This is a genomic window from Enterobacter sp. 186315 (assembly GCF_053290175.1).
This window is the reverse complement of sequence record NZ_JBPTTK010000003.1, coordinates 152,421-172,356: the sequence shown is the minus strand read 5'-3', so window position 1 is coordinate 172,356 and position 19,936 is coordinate 152,421. Positions and strand designations below refer to the sequence as shown.

Genomic DNA, 19,936 nt, shown 5'->3' with positions numbered 1-19,936 from the left:
TTACACTCCAGCGCACTAATTTACTAAAAGAGCCTTACCTAAGCATCATCCTTTTTTGATAGGTTCACCCCTGGGGGCGTAATCAAGATTACTCACTTCTGAGTACGAAAATCATGATCTGAGTCAATTTTACCCCAAGCTGATACCTTTCAGCAGGGGTTATTTCGTTCAGAATTATCCAGTGTTAAATAATTAAGTAACTATTGGAAGTGGCGCTATCATTGAATACACAAATGGTTAACATCGCGAAATGATGTCGTTTTGACGTAGATTTCTGGTGAAGTGTGCTAATAAAAAGCGTATCTTCAGCGCGGTTTTATTATCACTCATTATCTGTCCCTGGCCATGCTTATAAGCGGAACTAAACGTGATTCAGTCGCTCTTTGATTTCCCCACATATTTCAAGTTTTTCATCGGTCTGTTTGCCTTAGTTAACCCGGTAGGGATTATCCCTGTCTTCATTAGTATGACCAGCTACCAGACGGCGGCTGCCAGAAACAAAACCAACCTGACGGCTAACCTCTCGGTTGCCATCATTTTGCTGACGTCGCTTTATCTGGGTGACGCGATTTTGCAAATCTTTGGGATCTCCATTGATTCATTCCGCATCGCGGGCGGGATCCTTGTGGTCACTATCGCGATGTCGATGATCAGCGGTAAGCTTGGCGAAGACAAACAGAACAAGCAGGAAAAATCAGAAACGGCGATCCGCGAAAGCATCGGCGTGGTGCCTTTAGCATTGCCCCTGATGGCGGGTCCCGGCGCCATCAGTTCTACCATTGTATGGGGTACGCGCTATCACAATATTATGCACCTGATTGGTTTTTCGGTGGCGATTGCGCTCTTCGCGCTGTGCTGTTGGGGCGTGTTCCGCATGGCGCCCTGGCTGGTGCGTTTGCTGGGGCAGACCGGCATCAACGTAATCACCCGTATCATGGGGCTGTTGTTGATGGCGTTGGGGATTGAATTTATCGTAACGGGAATAAAGAGCATCTTCCCCGGATTATTACACTAACGATTTCATATGAAACAACGGAGCCAGTGGCTCCGTTTTTTTTACGTCATTATCAGCAAATCATATAAATAAAGTTGAATAGCGGATAAGCCATAATAAATTCTACTAATAATCGCGATAGCTTTTATTTCAACGAGTTAGCTTTTCTTCGCGCGCGCGCCTGCACAGAAACCATGCAATCGATCTGTTATTTTTATCACACGATACTCTGGGGCTTGCTGAGAGATAACTGAAATGATATTAGTAATTTCAACGTTCCGTTAGATGAATGTGCTAAATAATAATCAATTGTTAAATTTTCGTACAAAATCTGTCATCGCGAGCGCAGCGACGTGCTCAGAGAGAAATTTTTGTCTATCCCATTGAATATTATGATTTTTTAATGATATTCGATGTCTGGCAGGGCAGCCCACATAGTCACGGCAATCGCCGTAAAAGAGAATTGCTTAACAAATTTGCAAAATGTATTGGCGTGACTTTGCACCATTTGGTACTTTCCGGCCTTATATTTCGCGGCAGTAAACAAGTAGATGATAATTATTTTCATATAGATTCATCTCAGTAATTCATCACATGCCTCATTACAGGGGAGGCGTGGAAAGAATCGACGCAAGACGGCCATACGAGCGGTCAGTAATAAAAAAGTCGGTGATAGCAGAAGTAAAAAAAGAACCTGACAGCAGCAAAAAAAACTCCTGCGCTGTACAGGCCCCAACAGGGGAATACACAGCTGGCGAAGGCCAGTCATTATAATGAGTGGAGTATCAACACAATGTCCATCATCACAAAAAAAAGTCTGGTAGCTGCGGGAATTCTTACAGCGCTAATCGCGGGCAACGCTGCAATGGCTGCGGACGTTCCGGCAGGGGTACAGCTGGCTGAAAAACAGACGCTGGTACGTAACAACGGTGCGGAAGTTCAGTCTCTTGATCCGCACAAAATTGAAGGTGTTCCTGAGTCAAACGTAAACCGTGACCTCTTTGAAGGTCTGCTGGTCACCGACGTTGACGGCCACCCGGCTCCGGGTGTCGCGGAAAAATGGGACAACAAAGATTTCAAAGTCTGGACCTTCCATCTGCGTAAAGATGCGAAGTGGTCTGACGGCACGCCGGTTACCGCTGAAGATTTCGTGTATAGCTGGCAGCGCCTGGCGAATCCAAACACCGCCTCTCCGTATGCGAGCTATTTGCAGTACGGCCATATTGCTAACATCGATGACATCATCGCTGGTAAAAAGCCGGTAACCGATCTGGGCGTGAAAGCCATCGATGCGAATACCTTTGAAGTGACGTTGAGCGAGCCTGTTCCGTACTTCTACAAATTACTGGTACACCCGTCCGTTTCCCCGGTGCCAAAATCTGCCGTTGAGAAGTTCGGTGAGAAATGGACCCAGCCAGCCAATATCGTGACCAACGGTGCCTACAAGCTGAAAGACTGGGTCGTCAACGAACGTATGGTGCTTGAGCGTAACCCGCAGTACTGGGATAACGCGAAAACGGTGATCAACCAGGTGACCTACCTGCCAATCTCTTCCGAAGTGACCGACGTTAACCGCTACCGCAGCGGTGAAATCGACATGACCTATAACAACATGCCGATTGAGCTGTTCCAGAAGCTGAAAAAAGAGATCCCGAAAGAAGTTCACGTCGACCCGTATCTCTGCACCTACTACTACGAAATTAATAACCAGAAAGCACCGTTCACCGACGTGCGCGTGCGTACTGCGCTGAAGCTGGCTCTTGACCGCGATATCATCGTGAACAAAGTGAAAAACCAGGGCGACCTGCCAGCATACAGCTACACGCCTCCGTACACCGATGGCGCAAAACTGACCGAGCCAGCCTGGTTCAAAGAAACGCAGGAACAGCGTAACGCAGAAGCCAAAAAACTGCTGGCTGAAGCGGGCTACACCGCTGACAAGCCGCTGACCTTCAGCCTGCTGTACAACACTTCGGATCTGCATAAAAAGCTGGCAATCGCCGTCGCATCCATCTGGAAGAAAAACCTGGGCGCGAACGTGAAGCTGGAGAACCAGGAGTGGAAAACCTTCCTGGACAGCCGCCATCAGGGCACCTTTGACGTGGCGCGTGCGGGCTGGTGTGCGGACTATAACGAGCCAACCTCCTTCCTGAATACCATGCTGAGCGACAGTTCAAACAACACGGCGCACTACAAGAGCCCGGCCTTTGACAAGCTGATCGGCGATACGCTGCAAGCCTCTGACGAAGCGCAGCGCTCTGAGCTGTACGCCAAAGCGGAACAGCAGCTGGATAAAGACTCCGCGATTGTCCCAGTTTACTACTACGTTAACGCCCGTCTGGTGAAACCGTGGGTAGGTGGATATACCGGTAAAGACCCGTTGGATAATATTTACGTGAAAAACTTGTATATTATCAAGCATTAATGGCAATGAGTGGGGCGGGTTCGCTCGCCCCACGGTGTCTAACCAACGTCACATAATATAGGCACACGCCAGAAGGTACGGGCAATGTTAAAATTTATCCTACGTCGCTGTCTTGAAGCGATCCCAACGCTATTTATTCTGATCACCATCTCCTTCTTTATGATGCGTCTTGCACCGGGAAGTCCATTTACCGGCGAACGTACGCTGCCGCCAGAAGTCATGGCGAACATCGAAGCGAAATACCACTTAAACGATCCTATCTCCACGCAGTACTTCAATTATCTGAAGCAGCTGGCGCACGGGGATTTCGGGCCGTCATTTAAATATAAAGACTATTCCGTGAATGACCTGGTGGCGTCCAGCTTCCCGGTATCGGCGAAATTAGGGGCTGCGGCCTTCTTCCTGGCCGTTATTCTCGGCGTTACCGCAGGCGTCATTGCGGCACTTAAACAAAATACCAAATGGGATTATGCGGTAATGGGGGTCGCAATGACCGGGGTGGTTATCCCGAGCTTCGTTGTCGCGCCGTTACTGGTGATGATATTTGCCATCACGCTGAAATGGCTGCCGGGCGGCGGCTGGAACGGCGGGGCACTGAAGTTCATGATATTGCCGATGGTGGCCTTATCGCTGGCGTACATCGCCAGTATCGCGCGTATCACCCGTGGCTCGATGATTGAAGTTCTGCACTCAAACTTCATCCGTACCGCGCGTGCGAAGGGGCTGCCGATGCGCCGGATTATTTTCCGCCACGCGCTCAAGCCTGCGCTGTTACCGGTGCTGTCCTACATGGGGCCGGCATTCGTGGGTATCATCACCGGCTCGATGGTTATCGAAACGATCTACGGTTTGCCGGGCATTGGTCAGCTGTTCGTGAACGGCGCGCTTAACCGCGACTATTCGCTCGTGCTGAGCCTGACGATCCTCGTCGGTGCATTAACCATTCTCTTTAACGCCGTGGTCGATGTGCTGTATGCCGTTATTGACCCGAAAATCCGTTACTAACACTGGAGCACGCCATGATGTTGAGTAAGAAAAACAGCGAGGCGCTGGAAAACTTCAGTGAAAAACTGGAAGTAGAAGGACGCAGCCTCTGGCAGGACGCCCGTCGCCGCTTCATGCATAACCGCGCAGCGGTAGCCAGCCTGGTTGTGCTTGTGCTGATTGCCCTGTTCGTGACGCTGGCACCGATGCTGTCGCAGTTCACCTATTTCGATACCGACTGGGGCATGATGTCCAGCGCGCCCGATATGGAGTCCGGTCACTACTTTGGGACTGATTCCTCAGGTCGTGACCTGCTGGTGCGTGTAGCCATCGGTGGCCGTATCTCGCTGATGGTGGGTATCGCCGCCGCGCTGGTGGCGGTGATCCTCGGCACGCTTTACGGTTCGCTTTCCGGCTATCTGGGCGGAAAAGTGGACTCGGTGATGATGCGTCTGCTGGAAATCTTAAACTCCTTCCCGTTCATGTTCTTCGTGATCCTGCTGGTGACCTTCTTTGGTCAGAACATCCTGCTGATCTTCGTGGCAATCGGGATGGTCTCCTGGCTGGATATGGCGCGTATCGTGCGCGGCCAGACGTTAAGCCTTAAGCGCAAAGAGTTTATCGAAGCGGCGCAGGTCGGCGGGGTATCCACCAAAAATATCGTGGTACGCCATATCGTGCCGAACGTGCTGGGCGTGGTCGTGGTGTACGCCTCGCTGCTGGTGCCAAGCATGATCCTGTTCGAATCCTTCCTGAGCTTCCTCGGTCTGGGTACGCAAGAGCCGCTGAGCAGCTGGGGCGCATTGCTGAGCGATGGGGCAAACTCGATGGAGGTGTCTCCGTGGCTGCTGCTCTATCCGGCGGGCTTCCTGGTCGTCACTCTGTTTTGTTTTAACTTTATCGGCGATGGCCTGCGTGATGCCCTCGACCCGAAAGACCGTTAAGGAGCGCCGTCATGACGATGATTGAAACGGCATCTGCGCCAGTGGCGCAAGAGCAGGACAAGATCCTGCTGGACGTTAACGACCTGCGCGTCACCTTTAAAACGCCCGATGGCGATGTGACCGCGGTAAACGATCTCAACTTCAACCTGCGAGCCGGTGAAACGTTGGGGATCGTGGGCGAATCCGGCTCCGGTAAATCTCAGACCGCGTTCGCATTGATGGGACTGCTGGCCGCTAACGGCGTGATTGGCGGGTCGGCGAAATTTAACGGGCGCGAGATCCTCAATCTGCCCGAGCACGAGCTGAACAAGCTGCGCGCGGAGCAGATTTCGATGATTTTCCAGGATCCGATGACCTCGTTGAACCCGTACATGCGGGTAGGCGAGCAGCTGATGGAAGTGCTGATGCTGCACAAAGGCCTGGGCAAAGCCGAGGCCTTTGAAGAGTCGGTCAAAATGCTCGATGCGGTTAAAATGCCGGAAGCGCGCAAGCGCATGCGCATGTATCCACACGAGTTCTCTGGCGGGATGCGCCAGCGCGTGATGATCGCGATGGCGCTGCTGTGTAGGCCAAAGCTGCTCATCGCAGATGAACCGACCACCGCGCTGGACGTGACCGTTCAGGCGCAGATCATGACCCTGCTGAACGAACTCAAGCGCGAGTTCAACACCGCCATCATCATGATCACCCACGACCTGGGCGTCGTGGCGGGGATCTGTGACAAAGTGCTGGTGATGTACGCCGGGCGTACGATGGAATACGGCAAAGCGCGCGACGTGTTCTACGATCCCGCGCACCCGTACTCTATCGGCCTGCTGAATGCGGTTCCGCGTCTTGATGCGGAAGGGGAAGCGCTGCTGACCATTCCGGGCAACCCGCCAAACCTGCTGCGTCTGCCGAAAGGCTGTCCGTTCCAGCCGCGCTGCCCGCACGCGATGGAGATCTGCAACAGCGCTCCGCCGCTGGAAGAGTTTGCACCAGGCCGCCTGCGCGCCTGCTATAAGCCGCACGAGGAGCTGGTATGAACGCTATAGACGAAAAAAGAAATGTGCTGCTCGAAATTGCCGATCTGAAGGTGCATTTCGACATCAAAGACGGCAAGCAGTGGTTCTGGCAGCCGTCGAAAACCCTGAAGGCGGTCGACGGCGTGACCCTGCGTCTGTACGAAGGGGAAACCCTCGGCGTGGTGGGCGAGTCCGGCTGCGGTAAATCGACCTTCGCCCGCGCCATTATCGGCCTGGTGAAGGCGACCGGCGGCAAAGTCGCCTGGCTGGGTAAAGACCTGCTGGGGATGAAGCCGGACGAGTGGCGCGACGTGCGCAGCGATATCCAGATGATTTTCCAGGATCCGCTGGCCTCGCTGAACCCGCGCATGACCATCGGCGAAATCATCGCCGAGCCGCTTCGCACCTACCATCCGAAGATGGCGCGTCAGGAAGTGCGCGATCGCGTTAAAGCGATGATGATGAAAGTGGGCCTGTTACCGAACCTGATTAACCGCTATCCGCACGAGTTTTCGGGCGGCCAGTGTCAGCGTATCGGGATTGCCCGCGCGCTGATCCTTGAGCCGAAGCTGATTATCTGCGATGAGCCGGTGTCGGCGCTGGACGTTTCCATTCAGGCGCAGGTGGTTAACCTACTGCAAAAACTCCAGCGCGAGATGGGGCTGTCGCTGATCTTCATCGCGCACGACCTGGCGGTGGTGAAACACATTTCCGATCGCGTGCTGGTGATGTACCTCGGTCATGCGGTGGAGCTGGGCACCTACGATGAGGTGTACCACAACCCGCTGCACCCTTACACCAAAGCGCTGATGTCGGCGGTGCCGGTGCCCGACCCGGATTTGGAGAAGAATAAAACTATCCAGCTTCTGGAAGGTGAACTGCCGTCCCCGATTAACCCGCCGTCAGGCTGTGTTTTCCGCACCCGATGCCCGCTCGCCGGGCCGGAATGCGCACAAACGCGGCCGGTGCTGGAAGGCAGTTTCCGACACGCGGTTTCCTGCCTGAAAGTAGACCCGTTATAATCGCAAGGGCTGACATGATGTCAGCCCTTATTTTTTGCGAGGTTACAGTGTCGCGGTTTATCACGTCAGTCCGTCATCGGCTTTATCACACGCTTTTCGATCTCAACACTCTCTCGGGGCGGCGCTTCGAGGGCCTTTGCGGTCTGTTCGCGCTGCTCAGCGTGCTCATTATTTTTGTCGAGTCAGGGGCGGGGACACAATATCACCTGACCTTCGACGAATGGCACGTCTTTCTCTGGCTGGAGCTTATCGTCACTCTGGTCTTCACCGCTGAATATTTACTGCGGATTTTCAGCTGGCCCAACCCGGCGAAATATGTGTTTAGCTTTTGGGGGCTGATTGACCTCGCAACGATTTTGCCGCTGTACGTGATGTGGCTGTGGCCGGAGATCAGCCTGAATTATGTTTTTGCCTGGCGAGCGATGCGCGCCATCCGGGTGCTGCGCATCCTTAAGCTGCTGCGCTTTATGCCGTCGCTGCGCGTGTTCTGGACGGCAATCCTCAGCGCGCGCCACCAGCTGGCGCTGTTCTATTCGTTTATTGCCATCATCATGATTGTGTTTGGCGCGCTGATGTATCTGATTGAGGGGCCGAAATATGGCTTCACCACGCTGAACGCGTCGGTCTACTGGGCGATTGTGACCGTCACCACGGTTGGCTATGGCGATATCACGCCGCATACGCCGCTCGGACGTATCGTCGCGTCGGTGCTGATTTTGATTGGCTATTCGGTGATTGCTATCCCGACGGGGCTTATCACCACCCATATGAGTTCGGCGTTCCAGAAGCGCCAGTTTGAGCGGCAGTGTCCGGCGTGTCGCCAGCGCGGGCACGAGAACAGCGCCCGCTACTGCAACCGGTGCGGTACTGAGCTCTCGGACTAAATAAAAAAGGCTGCAATCGCAGCCTTTTTTGTTATTCGCGCCAGAGGATATGGCACAGCTTGTGGTCTTTCTCCCGACACAGCAGCACGCGGGCGAAGATATCGTTAATTTCGCCGCCGTCTTCGTCGGCCAGGCCGATAACCACTTCCGCGAAGAAGTCCGGGTTGAGGTCGAAATCGACATGTTCAGCCCAGTCTTCGGCCGGATCGAACAGCTCGGCGCCGCCGCGCTCTTCAAACTGTAAATTGAAGAGGATCACGTCCGCGGGATCGAGGTTATCTACCGCCAGTTCGAGAAAAATGTCGTAGGCCTGTTCGAGCGTTTCGTCTTCAGTCAGACGATTGTTCAGATCCATTTCCATGATGACTACCTGTTTAACATCGTTGGGCACGTTTTACAGCAACGGACTAAAGAAGTAAAACAGTCGTTCGGCAATTCGCTGCCACAGCGGACGTTTCATCCACAATCTGGCGTCCAGCAGGCGCGAGCGCGAGATATAGTCGTCCTGAACCGCCGCCAGATCGCCGCCAAATCCGGCGTCGTCAATTACCAGGGTTATCTCAAAATTGAGCCACAGGCTGCGCATGTCGAGGTTAACGGTGCCGACCAGGCTCAGCTCGCCGTCGACCAGCACGCTCTTGGTGTGCAGAAGGCCGCCTTCGAACTGATAGATTTTAACGCCCGCCGCCAGCAGCTCGCTGAAGAACGCGCGGCTCGCCCATCCCACCAGAACCGAATCGTTCTTACGCGGCATGATAATGCTGACGTCCACGCCGCGCTGCGCCGCCGTGCAGATGGCGTGGAGCAGATCGTCGCTCGGCACGAAGTAGGGGGTGGTCATGATCAGGTATTCGCGGGCGGAGTAGGTCGCCGTCAGTAGCGCCTGGTGAATCAGATCTTCCGGGAAGCCAGGACCGGACGCGATGGTGTGAATGGTATGACCGCTGGCCTCTTCAAACGGCATGATATTGGCGTCGGGCGGCGGCGGCAGAATGCGCTTACCGGTTTCAATCTCCCAGTCGCAGGAGTAGACCACGCCCATAGAGGTGGCGATAGGGCCTTCCATACGGGCCATTAAATCGATCCATTGCCCCACGCCGGAGTCCTGTTTGAAGAAGCGCGGGTCGACCATGTTCATACTGCCGGTGTAGGCAATATAGTTATCAATCATGATCATTTTGCGGTGCTGGCGCAGATCCATACGGCGCAGGAACACGCGCAGCAGGTTGACCTTCAGGGCCTCGACGACCTCAATGCCTGCGTTGCGCATCATCCCTGCCCACGGGCTGCGGAAGAACGCCACGCTGCCCGCAGAGTCAAGCATCAGGCGGCAGTGAACGCCGCGACGGGCGGCGGCCATCAGCGATTCCGCGACCTGATCCGCCATGCCGCCGGGCTGCCAGATATAGAAGACCATTTCGATATTGTGACGCGCCAGCTGGATGTCGCGGATCAGCGCCTGCATCACATCGTCTGACGAAGTCAGCAGCTGGAGCTGGTTGCCCTTGACGCCGGCAATTCCCTGACGGCGCTCGCACAGTTTGAACAACGAGGCCGCCACGCTGCTGTTCTCTTCGGCAAAGATATGTTTGCAGGCCTTGAGATCGTTAAGCCACTTAGCGGTGGAGGGCCACATGGCGCGGGCGCGCTCGGCGCGGCGCTTACCGAGATGAAGCTCGCCGAAGGAGAGATAGGCGATGATCCCGACCAGAGGCAGGATGTAGATGATTAAAAGCCAGGCCATGGCAGAGGGAACGGCGCGCCGCTTCATCAGGATACGTAACGTCACCCCCGCGATCACCAGCCAGTATCCCAAAATGACCAGCCAACTCACCACGGTGTAGAAGGTTGTCATAAATAAAAAATCCTTTTGAAAGCGTGTTGTTATGAGTGTACGCATCCGGATTCATCTGGCAAATAAAAACGGCAGATAAAAGCTGGTTTGGCGACGGGTTGGGTCTATAATGGCGCGTCTTTAAAAGAAAGAGTTGTAGACATGAAGCGCAGTAGAACTGAAGTAGGGCGCTGGCGCATGTTGCGACAGGTGAGTCGTCGTAAGGCTCGTTGGCTGGAAGCACAATCCCGCCGCAATATGCGTATTCACGCCATCAGAAAATGTGGACTCAGCAGACACCGTAACGCGTTAGTGTTTGCCTTCCAGGAATTCTGACAATCCCAGGGCACCGTTAAGGTGCCCGATGTTTTTATAGAGGCTATTAATTTTTGCAGTCCCGCCCGACGCGGGTCCGCGTTATACTGCACGCCGGTTAACCATATGAAATAAAAAATGAATCCGTACCTGTGGGTATTTATTGTGCTTTTAGCGCTGGATGCGCTCAGGGAAAATTTAGAACTCTCGTCATTTTCTGCGCTCGCAGACTTTATCCACGTCTGGCTGACGCAAATGCTGTATTAAGGAACAAGGGATGAACGGTAAATTTATCGCCGCTGTGTTGGGTGTCGCTTTATTAGGCGGATGCGCCAGCAGCAAAACCTCGCCGGAAAGACATGCTTATTATTTCGTCGCACATCAATCAAACTTCGTCGGGGGCAATTACGCCACCAGCGTACAGGAAAATTATCGCCTGAACGTCCCGCAGTTTCGTGACGTGTACGCCCAGGGGAAAGCCGACCGCGCGGCCGGGCATACGGCGACAGAGGCCAGCCAGTATGCCCAAAGCATTCGCGATCAGCTGAAGAAAAGCACCAAAACCCAGAACACGTTCTCCGAAAACGCCAGCGATAAATGGTCATCGGATATGGAAGAAAAAGATGCCATTTTGTTTGGTAACGAATTAGCCGCATCTTATCTTGACGGCTTTAACGGCGTACAATAAGCCGCTGATGTCGGGAATAGCGTTTTTGCAGCGCTATTCCCGTTGTTTTATCGCAAAAGGAGGGAGTCGTGTTTGCCGAGTTTGGTGTACTTAATTTCTGGACCTACGTCGTGGGCGCATTTTTTATCGTTCTGGTTCCGGGGCCAAACACGCTGTTTGTGCTGAAAACGGGCATTGGTCATGGCGTGAAAAAAGGCTATCTGGCGGCGACGGGCGTATTTATCGGCGATGCCGTATTAATGTTTCTGGCCTGGGCGGGCGTTGCGGCATTAATTCAGACCACGCCGGTCCTGTTTAATATCGTTCGATACTTAGGCGCGTTTTATCTGCTGTGGCTGGGCGGCAAAATGCTGTGGTCGGTGATCACCCGCAAGAATAGCGGGCACGAGAGCGGCACGGAACCGGCAAGCATGATCATGAAACGCTCGCTGGTATTAAGCCTGACCAACCCGAAAGCGATTCTGTTTTATGTCTCGTTCTTTGTGCAGTTTATTGACGTCAACGCGAAGAACACCGGCACCTCTTTCCTGATCCTCGCGACCACCCTGGAGCTGATAAGCTTTATGTATATGAGCTTCCTGATCTTCTCCGGTGCGTTTGTCACGCGCTACCTGAAAACCAAGAAGAAGCTGGCGAAGCTGGGGAATGGCCTGATCGGGCTGCTGTTTGTAGGATTTGCCGCGCGGCTGGCAACGCTGCACTGAGAAAAGGCTCCCGAGGGAGCCATTTTTATGTCTGGCGAAACTGGAAAGCCGCGCCAGACAAGGCTTCACGTTTTACTACTAGCAGTCAAAAGCCATAAAAAGCGGCTAGGGTGTGGACACTCTGACCACCATTAGCACCCTTCAACGGGTTCAGCGAAATCGCGTCCTGCAGGTACTGAGGAGCGAAGTGCGCAAAGACCATTGTCTGCGCAATTTTCGTATGACCTAAGATCCTCTGCAGTGTGATGATGTTGCCCCCGTTAATCATAAAGTGCGTGGCGAAAGAGTGTCGTAGCGCATGTGTTGCTTGTCCGGCCGGTAAATCGGGCTTAACCTCTTTGAGGGTTCGCCTGAAGTCAGCATAACTGGCCTCAGGAAACAGAAAGCCTCGTGTTTTGCCGACTACTTAAGCCGCAACGTCATCAGAGATCGGGACCGTGCGCGGCGTGTTGGTTTTCGTTTTAACGAAAGACACCCGTTTATGAATCACGTTCTCCGCCTTTAACCGTGCCGCTTCTCCCCATCTTCCCCCGGTGCTTAAACATAAAACCGCAATTTTACGATTATCACCTGAAAGCGCAGTAAGTAAGGCGTCAATTTCCTCAAGAGTGAGATAGCCCGTTTCGGCTGTCTGCTCTTTAAGTTTTTTGAATCCCCTGAATGGATACTCACCGTTATACAGTTCTGACTCGATCAGGGTTGTGAACATCCCACCTAGCGTGATCAGGTCGCGGTTGATGGTAGTTGGCTTAATACCTTCACCTCGGCGTTGGGCACAATATTGCGTTATCAGGCTTTTGGTGATCTGGAAAGCGCACGGATTTCGGGTCATCGTTTCGAAACGCTCAATTTTCCTGAGATACGATTGACCGTGCTCCTCTTATTTGCCTTTCAGCTTCCACCATAACTCTTTCAGTTCCGACAATTGGCGTTTGTCCGTTGGTTTTGAAAGCCATTCCTTTGAGTGATGGTTATATTGAGTATGCTTTTCAAAAGCGATCGCCTCGCTTTTCTTGTCGAACTTCCGACGGATGCGTTTTCCGTTACGCCATGTCGGTCTGATGTCCACTTCATATCGACCATCATCGAGCTTTTTAACAGACATAAAACTTCCCGATAATGTTACTGCGTACCTCAATTTCCTGATTTAAATAGCAAAAACTCACTGTACATTTACTACACAAATAAGCACCGTAAATGGTTAGCACTTTTCTGGTCTGAGTGGAGTGATGTTGTTGTCTGCTGTCCAAAGTGCGCGAGAGCCGGTGCAATTTGCCCAGTTTCAGGTTTTATTTGATCGGCCATGCACCACATCGTGTATTTTTTGAACTGAGGATGATTCAAAATCTTCATCACCGCCTGTATGCCCATATCTTTTACACCCTTCTCGTAACTCGAAAGAGGCTGTATGGAGTGCCTGTTAAGTCACTGAATTCTTTCCTATTCATACGTTCTGACTCACGCATGTTCGCTAGTTTTTCATTTCCGGGTATCATCGTAATTAACACTCCACCACTGATAGCAAAATGATAGCGGAGTAATTTTTAATTCGTTATCGCAAACCGATAGCTCCAATATGGCAATTTAAAGCCATTAGGAGCAATTAAAACACTGACGAGGAATACTCACAAATGAATAGGGTCATTGACAGGGCGAGCGACGCTGTCCCATACCAGGAATTTGCGCGTCTCTGATAGCCAGACCGTCCGTGTGGTTCGTAACGTGACTGACGGGGTCAATGCCTACGAAGAGGTTATAGAGAGAGTCGTGGGCATCTACGCTCCGCACTTGGGCTCTGAGCTGGTACATGTTACCCGGACAGCCGAATGGCGCATCGTTCCAAAGCTTTTGGCCGTCGAGCCTTTGACTTTAAAAAGCGGCATTGCCGCGCCTCGGAGTTCTGTCAATAACTGTGGGTTGGGTACTTTGGACAGTGATACGAAAGTGATACCAATGGTACATGTCAGATCGGATAAGCGAACAATATCTTTGTTAAAAAGAGGGAGAGATAATAATGAATGTTGATATGGTTTTGAAATTTAAATTTAAATACACATCATTGCCTTGTCAAATGTTTTAAAGAGAGTTGCAGGGGGGGAAGTTAAAACTGGGTTTAAATTTTAAGTAAATGCATTTCCGGAAAGACTATTGAGAATTTTATTAACTATTATAGCGAGGGGGGCTCTCCCCCTCCCTGTAATGTTATAAGGAATTAATAACCTTTCTAACCTGGAATCCATCATTATGCGATGGGATTATCTCCCCAGTAAATGTAAGTCCTTCTCTCAGGTACGCCCTACTATCAGCGGAAAATATTGTCACATGGAAGAATACATCTACAGGAACTTTATCGCATCCACAGAATCCATATCCTCTCTGAGGGAAATATCTTTTAATTATGCACTCCGAATTGACAGCTTCAACATTTGGTGACTCTTTGCCATAAACATGACTAATTACCATGCCAGTCTCTGTTCGGGAAATGTCACACACCAAAGTGTCGCCATCAGCAATAGAGTCTATTTTGTACTGTTTTAATAGGTTTTGAGAAATATCTATGTGGCCATCAATATCATTTACAATTAGATGCCCAATGCCACGATCAACATCATAGCTATCCACAAGAGCTCTGGCATGTTTCTTCAGTGTGCCTACCTTATAAGTTTCACCTAGAGTATTCTCCGGTGGTTCACTTTCATCATATCTATTCTGCTTGAAGTTTAATAGTCGGTTGATTAATTCTTTTTGGCATTCATATTTCTCATGTGTTATATCATTGCTAATATAAACGGAATCCTCAGAAATTAAATACTCTAAAAAAAGATTCCTTATATTATACATTTTCGAGATGTGATTACCTTTTGAAGTATAAATGTCTCTAATTTTATTTGCGATTGCACTATCGGTAATGGCAGTAGTTAATGCCATTTGATAAAAGTAAACGCTATTACGAGATGCTAGTTTTAAATGAGCTCGACCTTTATAAGATATGGCTAGTTTTTGATTTGATGAGAGTGTAGTTGATGACATATCGTAGGGTTCTACTAATTTTGCCATAATTAAGCTCTCTAAAGCTTTATCAACGGCTAGCTCTGTTGCTCCTAAAGCATCAAAATAACTGCTAATAGATTGAACGCTTAAATGTTTATCTTCAATGCTTTTCTCAGGCACTTGAATTGAATTAAGTAAAGTAAGTATTCTTAAGGCTTGTAATGGTGATTGCCTTATTTGACTATCAACTTGGAATACGGGATATATTTCTGGGATGTCACCATTTTTATAAACTTCATAATCACCGCGAATCAATGCGTCCATGAATCGAGTGAAGTTCGTTGAAAGAAATTCACCACTGACATAAGACTTTATCAAGTCTTCAATTTTAATTGCAGGAGAGGTGATAATTCTTTTAGATAATAATAAGGTGCTTCTTATATTATAGTTGGCAAGCTCTCCAAGAGTTTGCGATGTGTAATCATGATTCACAAAAATGTCTTCAATTACTTTAGAAAATCTATTTATGTCATCAATTGAAACTTTAATCCCTTTCCCTAAAAGGTAACTCTTTTTTTCTTCATTTGTGTTTTTAGTATCAAGTTGTGAAGTAATAAAGTTAATTCGCTTTCTGAAAACTTCCCGAGGAGAAGGAGTAGGCAGGAAAAATGATTTTGATTGATATATGCTAAATATATCTGTCTTGGAAAAAACCCAAGCTGATTTATCTGTCACGGGGAAAATAACAAGGCAATGTTTTATATTTTTTTTAATTGAGTTGCTAAATTGAAAAACCTTTATCTTGAAATCAAGGGTAAATTCATCTGTATTATCAACAACTATTATCGGAAGCATTTTTCTATTGCTCACAACATTATGCAGAATACGTTTTAAATATCCTTCTCGATCATTCTCAACCGCTTCATCTAAATAACGACCGAACTTTTCCTTAAATTCATCTTTGCTTCTGTTGTAAAGAGCTGCATCAGCACCTCGTGATTTCCTCTTATATTCATTGTGGTAAAGTCCAAGCAGATCATTCCATTCAGGAACACCATCTTTGTACAACTGAATTTCAAGGTTTTTTATTATTTCTTCTGTCATCCAATCGAGAACTGTATCTTCTCGGCCTGTGGCTTCCAAACAGTTTATTTTAATAAGTAAGCATCGATCTCGAATTGTTTTATTAAGGGTGCGACTGAAAAAACGGTCTAAAAAAGTAGATTTCCCAGAACCAGTTGGCCCAACGATAAAAACGGATTGTTCTGACTCGAGGTTTATATCGGATTCGATATTTGACATTATTAAATCCGAAAGTTCATCTCCTACTTTATTTTTATTGTGATTAATATTTGATAAGACGCTGGTGGTTATTTTTTCAAGGGAGTAATCTGCAATTCTGCTTTCATATGACTCCACAAAACATTCCATCATCATATCATCATCCCCCTCAAGACGTGAGAAGAAGCTATAGAATACCCTTTCTAAATCATAAGCTATTTCACTTTTTCTTGTTATTTTTATGTCAGACCCGGAAATAGGTGCTGCTAATTCATTGTTTAATAATAAACGTTTGTTATGGATATCATCAAATATTGTGTTATATAATCTTTTGTTAAATGCTTCTTTTGATAATAATTCATAAAATATGCTAAATGATTTTTCGACTGCTTGGAGGCTCGGGAATACAATAGCCTCTTTATTCTTGAAGTTTTCACCGGGTATAAAGGTTTTAAATAGTACCCAACACAACCCATCAGTTAGGATAGAAAGAGGTATGCCATTAGGCGAAGCGTAGCTAAATGCTTGGTTAATACCTGCTTCGCATTTCTTTAAAGCAGAGCCTGATATTTTTAAATGTCTTACAGTATTTTTTTGAGCTGTTTCAACTTCTAAAATGCCTATTTTTTTTGCCTCGACAACAAAAGAGGGGTGGCCATCAGTGGATAGAATGTAGTCAGAGAAGCCATTATCATGAGAAGTTTCACAAGCCATATCAGAGTGCATCCAACCAAGAGTCTCTGTTAATATTCGAGTTATGATTTGAATTTTAGCATCTTCTTCTGATTGGATATTTGTAATGTTGTTTTTAACATCACTCATTATTTTTAAAAAACCTTTTTCGCTGGAGTCTAAATTAGTCATTTCTTATCATCCGAAGTGATGTAAATAGGTTATCGAAAAATTCTGATGTATTGAGATTGTAAGGTAATTAACCATGAGTTCAAGTAGTTAGTATGCATTTCCTTGCGTGAAAATGCATTCGTTGTTTGATAGTTGTTTACTCAAACAAACCCATAAGGCGCGTGGTTAGGCTACTAAAGCGCACCTGCATTTAAACCGCCCCATCAAGCGGGCTGGCGAGGCGGGGATAACACTGCGCGCCAGACGCGGTGACAGCATTTATTTTGCGCGTCTGTGCGCTTAGTGAAAGTGCCGCCCGAAGGCGGCATTATTGGCAAGGTTTACTCGGTGTCGATGCTGTAATCCTTAAAGCGGATCACCTCCATTCCTAACCATTCGTTTATCTCTTTAAAACGCTCCTGCAGCGGTGTCAGTTCTTTACGCACAAACACCCGCGCCACCTTCTCGATATCCCCCATTGAGCAGATATTCTCAGGCTTACCGCCCATCAGTTGAAAGGGTATGCAGTGCGCATCGAGCAGGTCGGCGGCACTCACCTTTTTGATATTGAAAAAATCATCCTTCGTGGCGACTTCACTCAGTGGCACGATCTTGATGCCATCCGGTTTCCCGTTCGGGGCATAGACAAACAGGTTTTTAAAATTCCCGAGTCCTTTCGAGTCACGCATCGCGGAGCGCAGCGACTCGACATCGGTGATGCTTTGCGCCGCGTCGGTCACGTACATGATGTAACCCGCGTGAGCGACGTGCTGGTAATATTTTCGACGGAACAGCGTGGCGGATTCATTCAGCCAGGCGGAATTGAGCGCGCTCAGGTATTCCGGCATTCCGTAGAGCTCCTGATTGATATCGGGCTCAAGCAAATGGAACACCGAGCCGGGGGCGAACTGGTGCGGGTGGGTAATGCTCGACACGTTCCAGTAAACATCCTCCTCGACACCCCGGCGGGTGTATTTGGCCGGGGAGGTTTTCAGTTTAAAAAGCTGGCCGGTGACGCTCATGCGCTTTTCCAGATAGCCGTTTGCAAACACCAGATAATCAAGCACCAGGCGGCTAAAATCCTGACGTGACAGCAACGGATGCGGGATATGGGTGCTGGTCAGAATGTTGCGCTTAACGTAAATCGGGGAGCTGTGGTGTACGGCGGCGCGCAGGCGGTCATGTTGGTCTGTTTTGGCTGTTTCTTTTGGCGTTTTTTCATATTAGTTAATATCCAGAATTGAGCTTGATTGCATACCGCTACCTGCGGAAAGCGGCACGTTTAACAGGGCGTGCATGGTCGCCCACGCGATATCCGTGTGGCAGGCTTCCTCGCTGCGGCTGGCTTCATAGGTGGCGCTGCGGCCGCTGCTGGTCATTGTTTTGCTGATAGCCATAAATGAATGAGTGATGTCGGTCGCACCAGCGTCATATTCCAGACACCCGCGACGAATGGTGTCTTTTGCTTTCAGAACCATCGCCGTTTTCATTTCCGGCGTGTAGCGGATGGCGCGCGTCGCCGGGAAGAAAGAGCGCACGAGCTGGTAAACACCCTGGCCGATGCCGGTGGCATCAATGCCGATGTAGTCGACGGTGTATTTTTCGGTCAGCGCACGGATGGTCTCGGCCTGTGCGGCAAAGTCCATACCTTTCCACTGGTGACGCTCAAGGATGCGGAACTTGCCACCGGCAACCAGCGGCGGAGCCAGTACCGCGCACCCGGCGCTGTCGCCAGTGTGTGACGGGTCATAGCCAATCCAGACCGGGCGCCAGTAAAACGGACGGTCAGCGAACGGCTCGACGTCCTCCCATTCTTCCATCGCATCGACCATGCAGCGCTGCAGCTCCTCGAACGGAAATACCGACGCCTTGTCGTCGACGAATTCGCACATAAACAGGTTACGGAAGTCATACGCGCTGTTTTCCTGCTTAAGGTGGTCGAAGTTAAACAGGGTGCAGCCACCGGCGAGCGCGTCCTCAATGGTGACAATCTGCCGCCACTGACCGTCTCCGCACAGCACACCGCCGGCAAGCGCCTGATGACTGATATCGATGTCGACACGTTCGTCTCGGTTGCTGCGGCCACGGTTAAACAGCTCGCCTGACCAATACGGATATGCGCCGTGCGCCAGCGTCGACGGGGGCGAAAAATAGGTTGTGCGCAGGTGAGATTGCGACGCCATACCCGAGGCGACGTTTCGCAGCTTCTGAAAATTTAGGATCCAGAAATTTCATCGACATACAGATCGCCGTTGTGGCTCTGCGCGGTGTTTGAATTGGTCCCGAGAAAAATCAGCTCAGCGCCATTGGTGCCGATGACGATCGGGTCGCCTGACAGGTCGACGTCAACCAGACGGGCAAAAACCGTGCATGTCAGCACTCAAGTATGCGTCATGACTGAGGGGGATAACGCATGTTAATGGTTTTAGGTTTATTTGTATTTGAGCGCCACACGCTGCTCTACCAGTCAATGCAGTACTCGAAGGATTACCTCTGGGCGTCAAATGACCGTATCGGCAATCCACCGGCTTATCAGTATCTCGGGGAAGGGGAAACCTCGCGCATGCTGTCGGGTGTGCTCTACCCCGAAATCATCGTCGGCCGTCTGTCGCTGATCGCCATCGAGCTGATGGCCGACGAGGGGCGAGCGTGGACGTTGATTGATGGCACGGGCATGATCCACGGCATGTACGTCATCGACAAGGTGACGCACACGCACACCGAACTTTTCAGCGACGGAGCGGCCAGAAAAATCGAGTTTAGCCTATCGCTAAAGCGGGTTAATAAATCGCTCGCGGCCATTTATGGCGACCTGCAGACGCAGGCCGACAATCTGGTCACGTCTGCCGGTAACTGGCTGGGAGGGCTGGCAGGATGATTACAGGAATGGATATTCATGCCGGGGCGAAGATAGCCCCTGCGTTTATGCTCACGCTTGATGGTGCGGATATCACGCAGAATTTCAGCGATCGGTTTATCGGTCTGACCATGACCGACAATCGCGGATTCGAGGCCGACTAGCT

General features: G+C 50.1%; 16 protein-coding genes and 5 pseudogenes. 14 read left to right on the top strand and 7 right to left on the bottom strand.

Annotated features, from left to right (window positions below; translation table 11 throughout):
• Positions 1-367: 367 nt before the first annotated feature.
• From ACSVHP_RS04970 to ACSVHP_RS04940, 7 genes are all read left to right on the top strand, one after another.
• Positions 368-1,015: a YchE family NAAT transporter gene (locus ACSVHP_RS04970; RefSeq protein ID WP_234672048.1), complete on the top strand. Its 648-nt coding sequence runs from the start codon at positions 368-370 to the stop codon at positions 1,013-1,015.
• A 772-nt stretch (positions 1,016-1,787) separates the two neighbouring features.
• Complete coding sequence (gene oppA, locus ACSVHP_RS04965) at positions 1,788-3,419, top strand: oligopeptide ABC transporter substrate-binding protein OppA (protein WP_234672051.1); 1,632 nt, start codon at positions 1,788-1,790, stop codon at positions 3,417-3,419.
• Between the two features lie 84 nt (positions 3,420-3,503).
• Positions 3,504-4,424: an oligopeptide ABC transporter permease OppB gene (gene oppB, locus ACSVHP_RS04960; RefSeq protein ID WP_131632394.1), complete on the top strand. Its 921-nt coding sequence runs from the start codon at positions 3,504-3,506 to the stop codon at positions 4,422-4,424.
• A gap of 14 nt (positions 4,425-4,438) precedes the next feature.
• Positions 4,439-5,347, top strand: a complete 909-nt coding sequence (gene oppC / locus ACSVHP_RS04955; RefSeq protein ID WP_234672055.1) for an oligopeptide ABC transporter permease OppC — start codon at positions 4,439-4,441, stop codon at positions 5,345-5,347.
• Between the two features lie 11 nt (positions 5,348-5,358).
• Entirely contained in the window at positions 5,359-6,372 is a 1,014-nt protein-coding gene (gene oppD / locus ACSVHP_RS04950) for an oligopeptide ABC transporter ATP-binding protein OppD (protein ID WP_447551159.1), read from the top strand.
• Positions 6,369-7,373, top strand: a complete 1,005-nt coding sequence (gene oppF / locus ACSVHP_RS04945; protein ID WP_234672059.1) for a murein tripeptide/oligopeptide ABC transporter ATP-binding protein OppF — start codon at positions 6,369-6,371, stop codon at positions 7,371-7,373. The genes oppD and oppF overlap by 4 nt, the downstream gene beginning before the upstream one ends.
• 14 nt (positions 7,374-7,387) lie before the next feature.
• Entirely contained in the window at positions 7,388-8,257 is an 870-nt protein-coding gene (locus tag ACSVHP_RS04940) for an ion transporter (RefSeq protein WP_447551158.1), read from the top strand.
• 31 nt (positions 8,258-8,288) lie between these two features.
• On the opposite strand, the gene ACSVHP_RS04935 is transcribed toward ACSVHP_RS04940, so the two are convergent.
• The gene (locus ACSVHP_RS04935; protein ID WP_003856748.1) at positions 8,289-8,618 is read right to left on the bottom strand and encodes an HI1450 family dsDNA-mimic protein; all 330 of its coding nucleotides are present in this window, start codon (positions 8,616-8,618) and stop codon (positions 8,289-8,291) included.
• A 33-nt stretch (positions 8,619-8,651) separates the two neighbouring features.
• Complete coding sequence (gene cls / locus ACSVHP_RS04930; protein ID WP_234672063.1) at positions 8,652-10,112, bottom strand: cardiolipin synthase; 1,461 nt, start codon at positions 10,110-10,112, stop codon at positions 8,652-8,654.
• A 141-nt stretch (positions 10,113-10,253) separates the two neighbouring features.
• Here cls and ACSVHP_RS04925 point away from each other — a divergent pair, with 141 nt between their 5' ends.
• From ACSVHP_RS04925 to leuE, 4 genes are all read left to right on the top strand, one after another.
• Positions 10,254-10,427, top strand: coding sequence for a YciY family protein (locus tag ACSVHP_RS04925; protein WP_234672065.1), 174 nt, complete (start codon positions 10,254-10,256; stop codon positions 10,425-10,427).
• Between the two features lie 117 nt (positions 10,428-10,544).
• A complete protein-coding gene (locus ACSVHP_RS04920; RefSeq protein WP_417313756.1) occupies positions 10,545-10,673 on the top strand; it encodes a KPN_01571 family protein in 129 nt (42 codons plus the stop codon).
• 10 nt (positions 10,674-10,683) lie between these two features.
• Positions 10,684-11,094 (top strand): Exc2 family lipoprotein, encoded by a 411-nt coding sequence (locus ACSVHP_RS04915; protein WP_447551157.1) that lies wholly within the window; start codon positions 10,684-10,686, stop codon positions 11,092-11,094.
• A 68-nt stretch (positions 11,095-11,162) separates the two neighbouring features.
• Entirely contained in the window at positions 11,163-11,798 is a 636-nt protein-coding gene (gene leuE / locus ACSVHP_RS04910) for a leucine efflux protein LeuE (protein ID WP_447551156.1), read from the top strand.
• An 85-nt stretch (positions 11,799-11,883) separates the two neighbouring features.
• Here leuE and ACSVHP_RS04905 read toward each other — a convergent pair.
• Both ACSVHP_RS04905 and ACSVHP_RS04900 read right to left on the bottom strand, forming a co-directional pair.
• A pseudogene (locus tag ACSVHP_RS04905) lies at positions 11,884-12,903 on the bottom strand (phage integrase).
• A 71-nt stretch (positions 12,904-12,974) separates the two neighbouring features.
• Positions 12,975-13,294 (bottom strand): annotated as a pseudogene (locus tag ACSVHP_RS04900) (helix-turn-helix domain-containing protein).
• Positions 13,295-13,490: 196 nt separating this feature from the next.
• Here ACSVHP_RS04900 and ACSVHP_RS04895 point away from each other — a divergent pair.
• Positions 13,491-13,823 (top strand): annotated as a pseudogene (locus ACSVHP_RS04895) (replication endonuclease); the annotation flags it as partial.
• Between the two features lie 177 nt (positions 13,824-14,000).
• On the opposite strand, the gene ACSVHP_RS04890 reads toward ACSVHP_RS04895, so the two are convergent.
• From ACSVHP_RS04890 to ACSVHP_RS04880, 3 genes and pseudogenes are all read right to left on the bottom strand, one after another.
• Positions 14,001-16,934: an AAA family ATPase gene (locus ACSVHP_RS04890; RefSeq protein WP_447551155.1), complete on the bottom strand. Its 2,934-nt coding sequence runs from the start codon at positions 16,932-16,934 to the stop codon at positions 14,001-14,003.
• A 320-nt stretch (positions 16,935-17,254) separates the two neighbouring features.
• Positions 17,255-18,088, bottom strand: a pseudogene (locus ACSVHP_RS04885) (phage portal protein); the annotation flags it as partial.
• 48 nt (positions 18,089-18,136) lie between these two features.
• Positions 18,137-19,275 (bottom strand): annotated as a pseudogene (locus ACSVHP_RS04880) (phage terminase large subunit family protein); the annotation flags it as partial.
• Between the two features lie 51 nt (positions 19,276-19,326).
• On the opposite strand from ACSVHP_RS04880, the gene ACSVHP_RS04875 reads away from it, so the two are divergent.
• Both ACSVHP_RS04875 and ACSVHP_RS04870 read left to right on the top strand, forming a co-directional pair.
• Positions 19,327-19,791: a phage tail protein gene (locus ACSVHP_RS04875; protein ID WP_447551154.1), complete on the top strand. Its 465-nt coding sequence runs from the start codon at positions 19,327-19,329 to the stop codon at positions 19,789-19,791.
• An 8-nt stretch (positions 19,792-19,799) separates the two neighbouring features.
• Positions 19,800-19,934, top strand: a complete 135-nt coding sequence (locus ACSVHP_RS04870; protein WP_447551153.1) for a hypothetical protein — start codon at positions 19,800-19,802, stop codon at positions 19,932-19,934.
• The last annotated feature ends 2 nt before the right edge of the window (positions 19,935-19,936 follow it).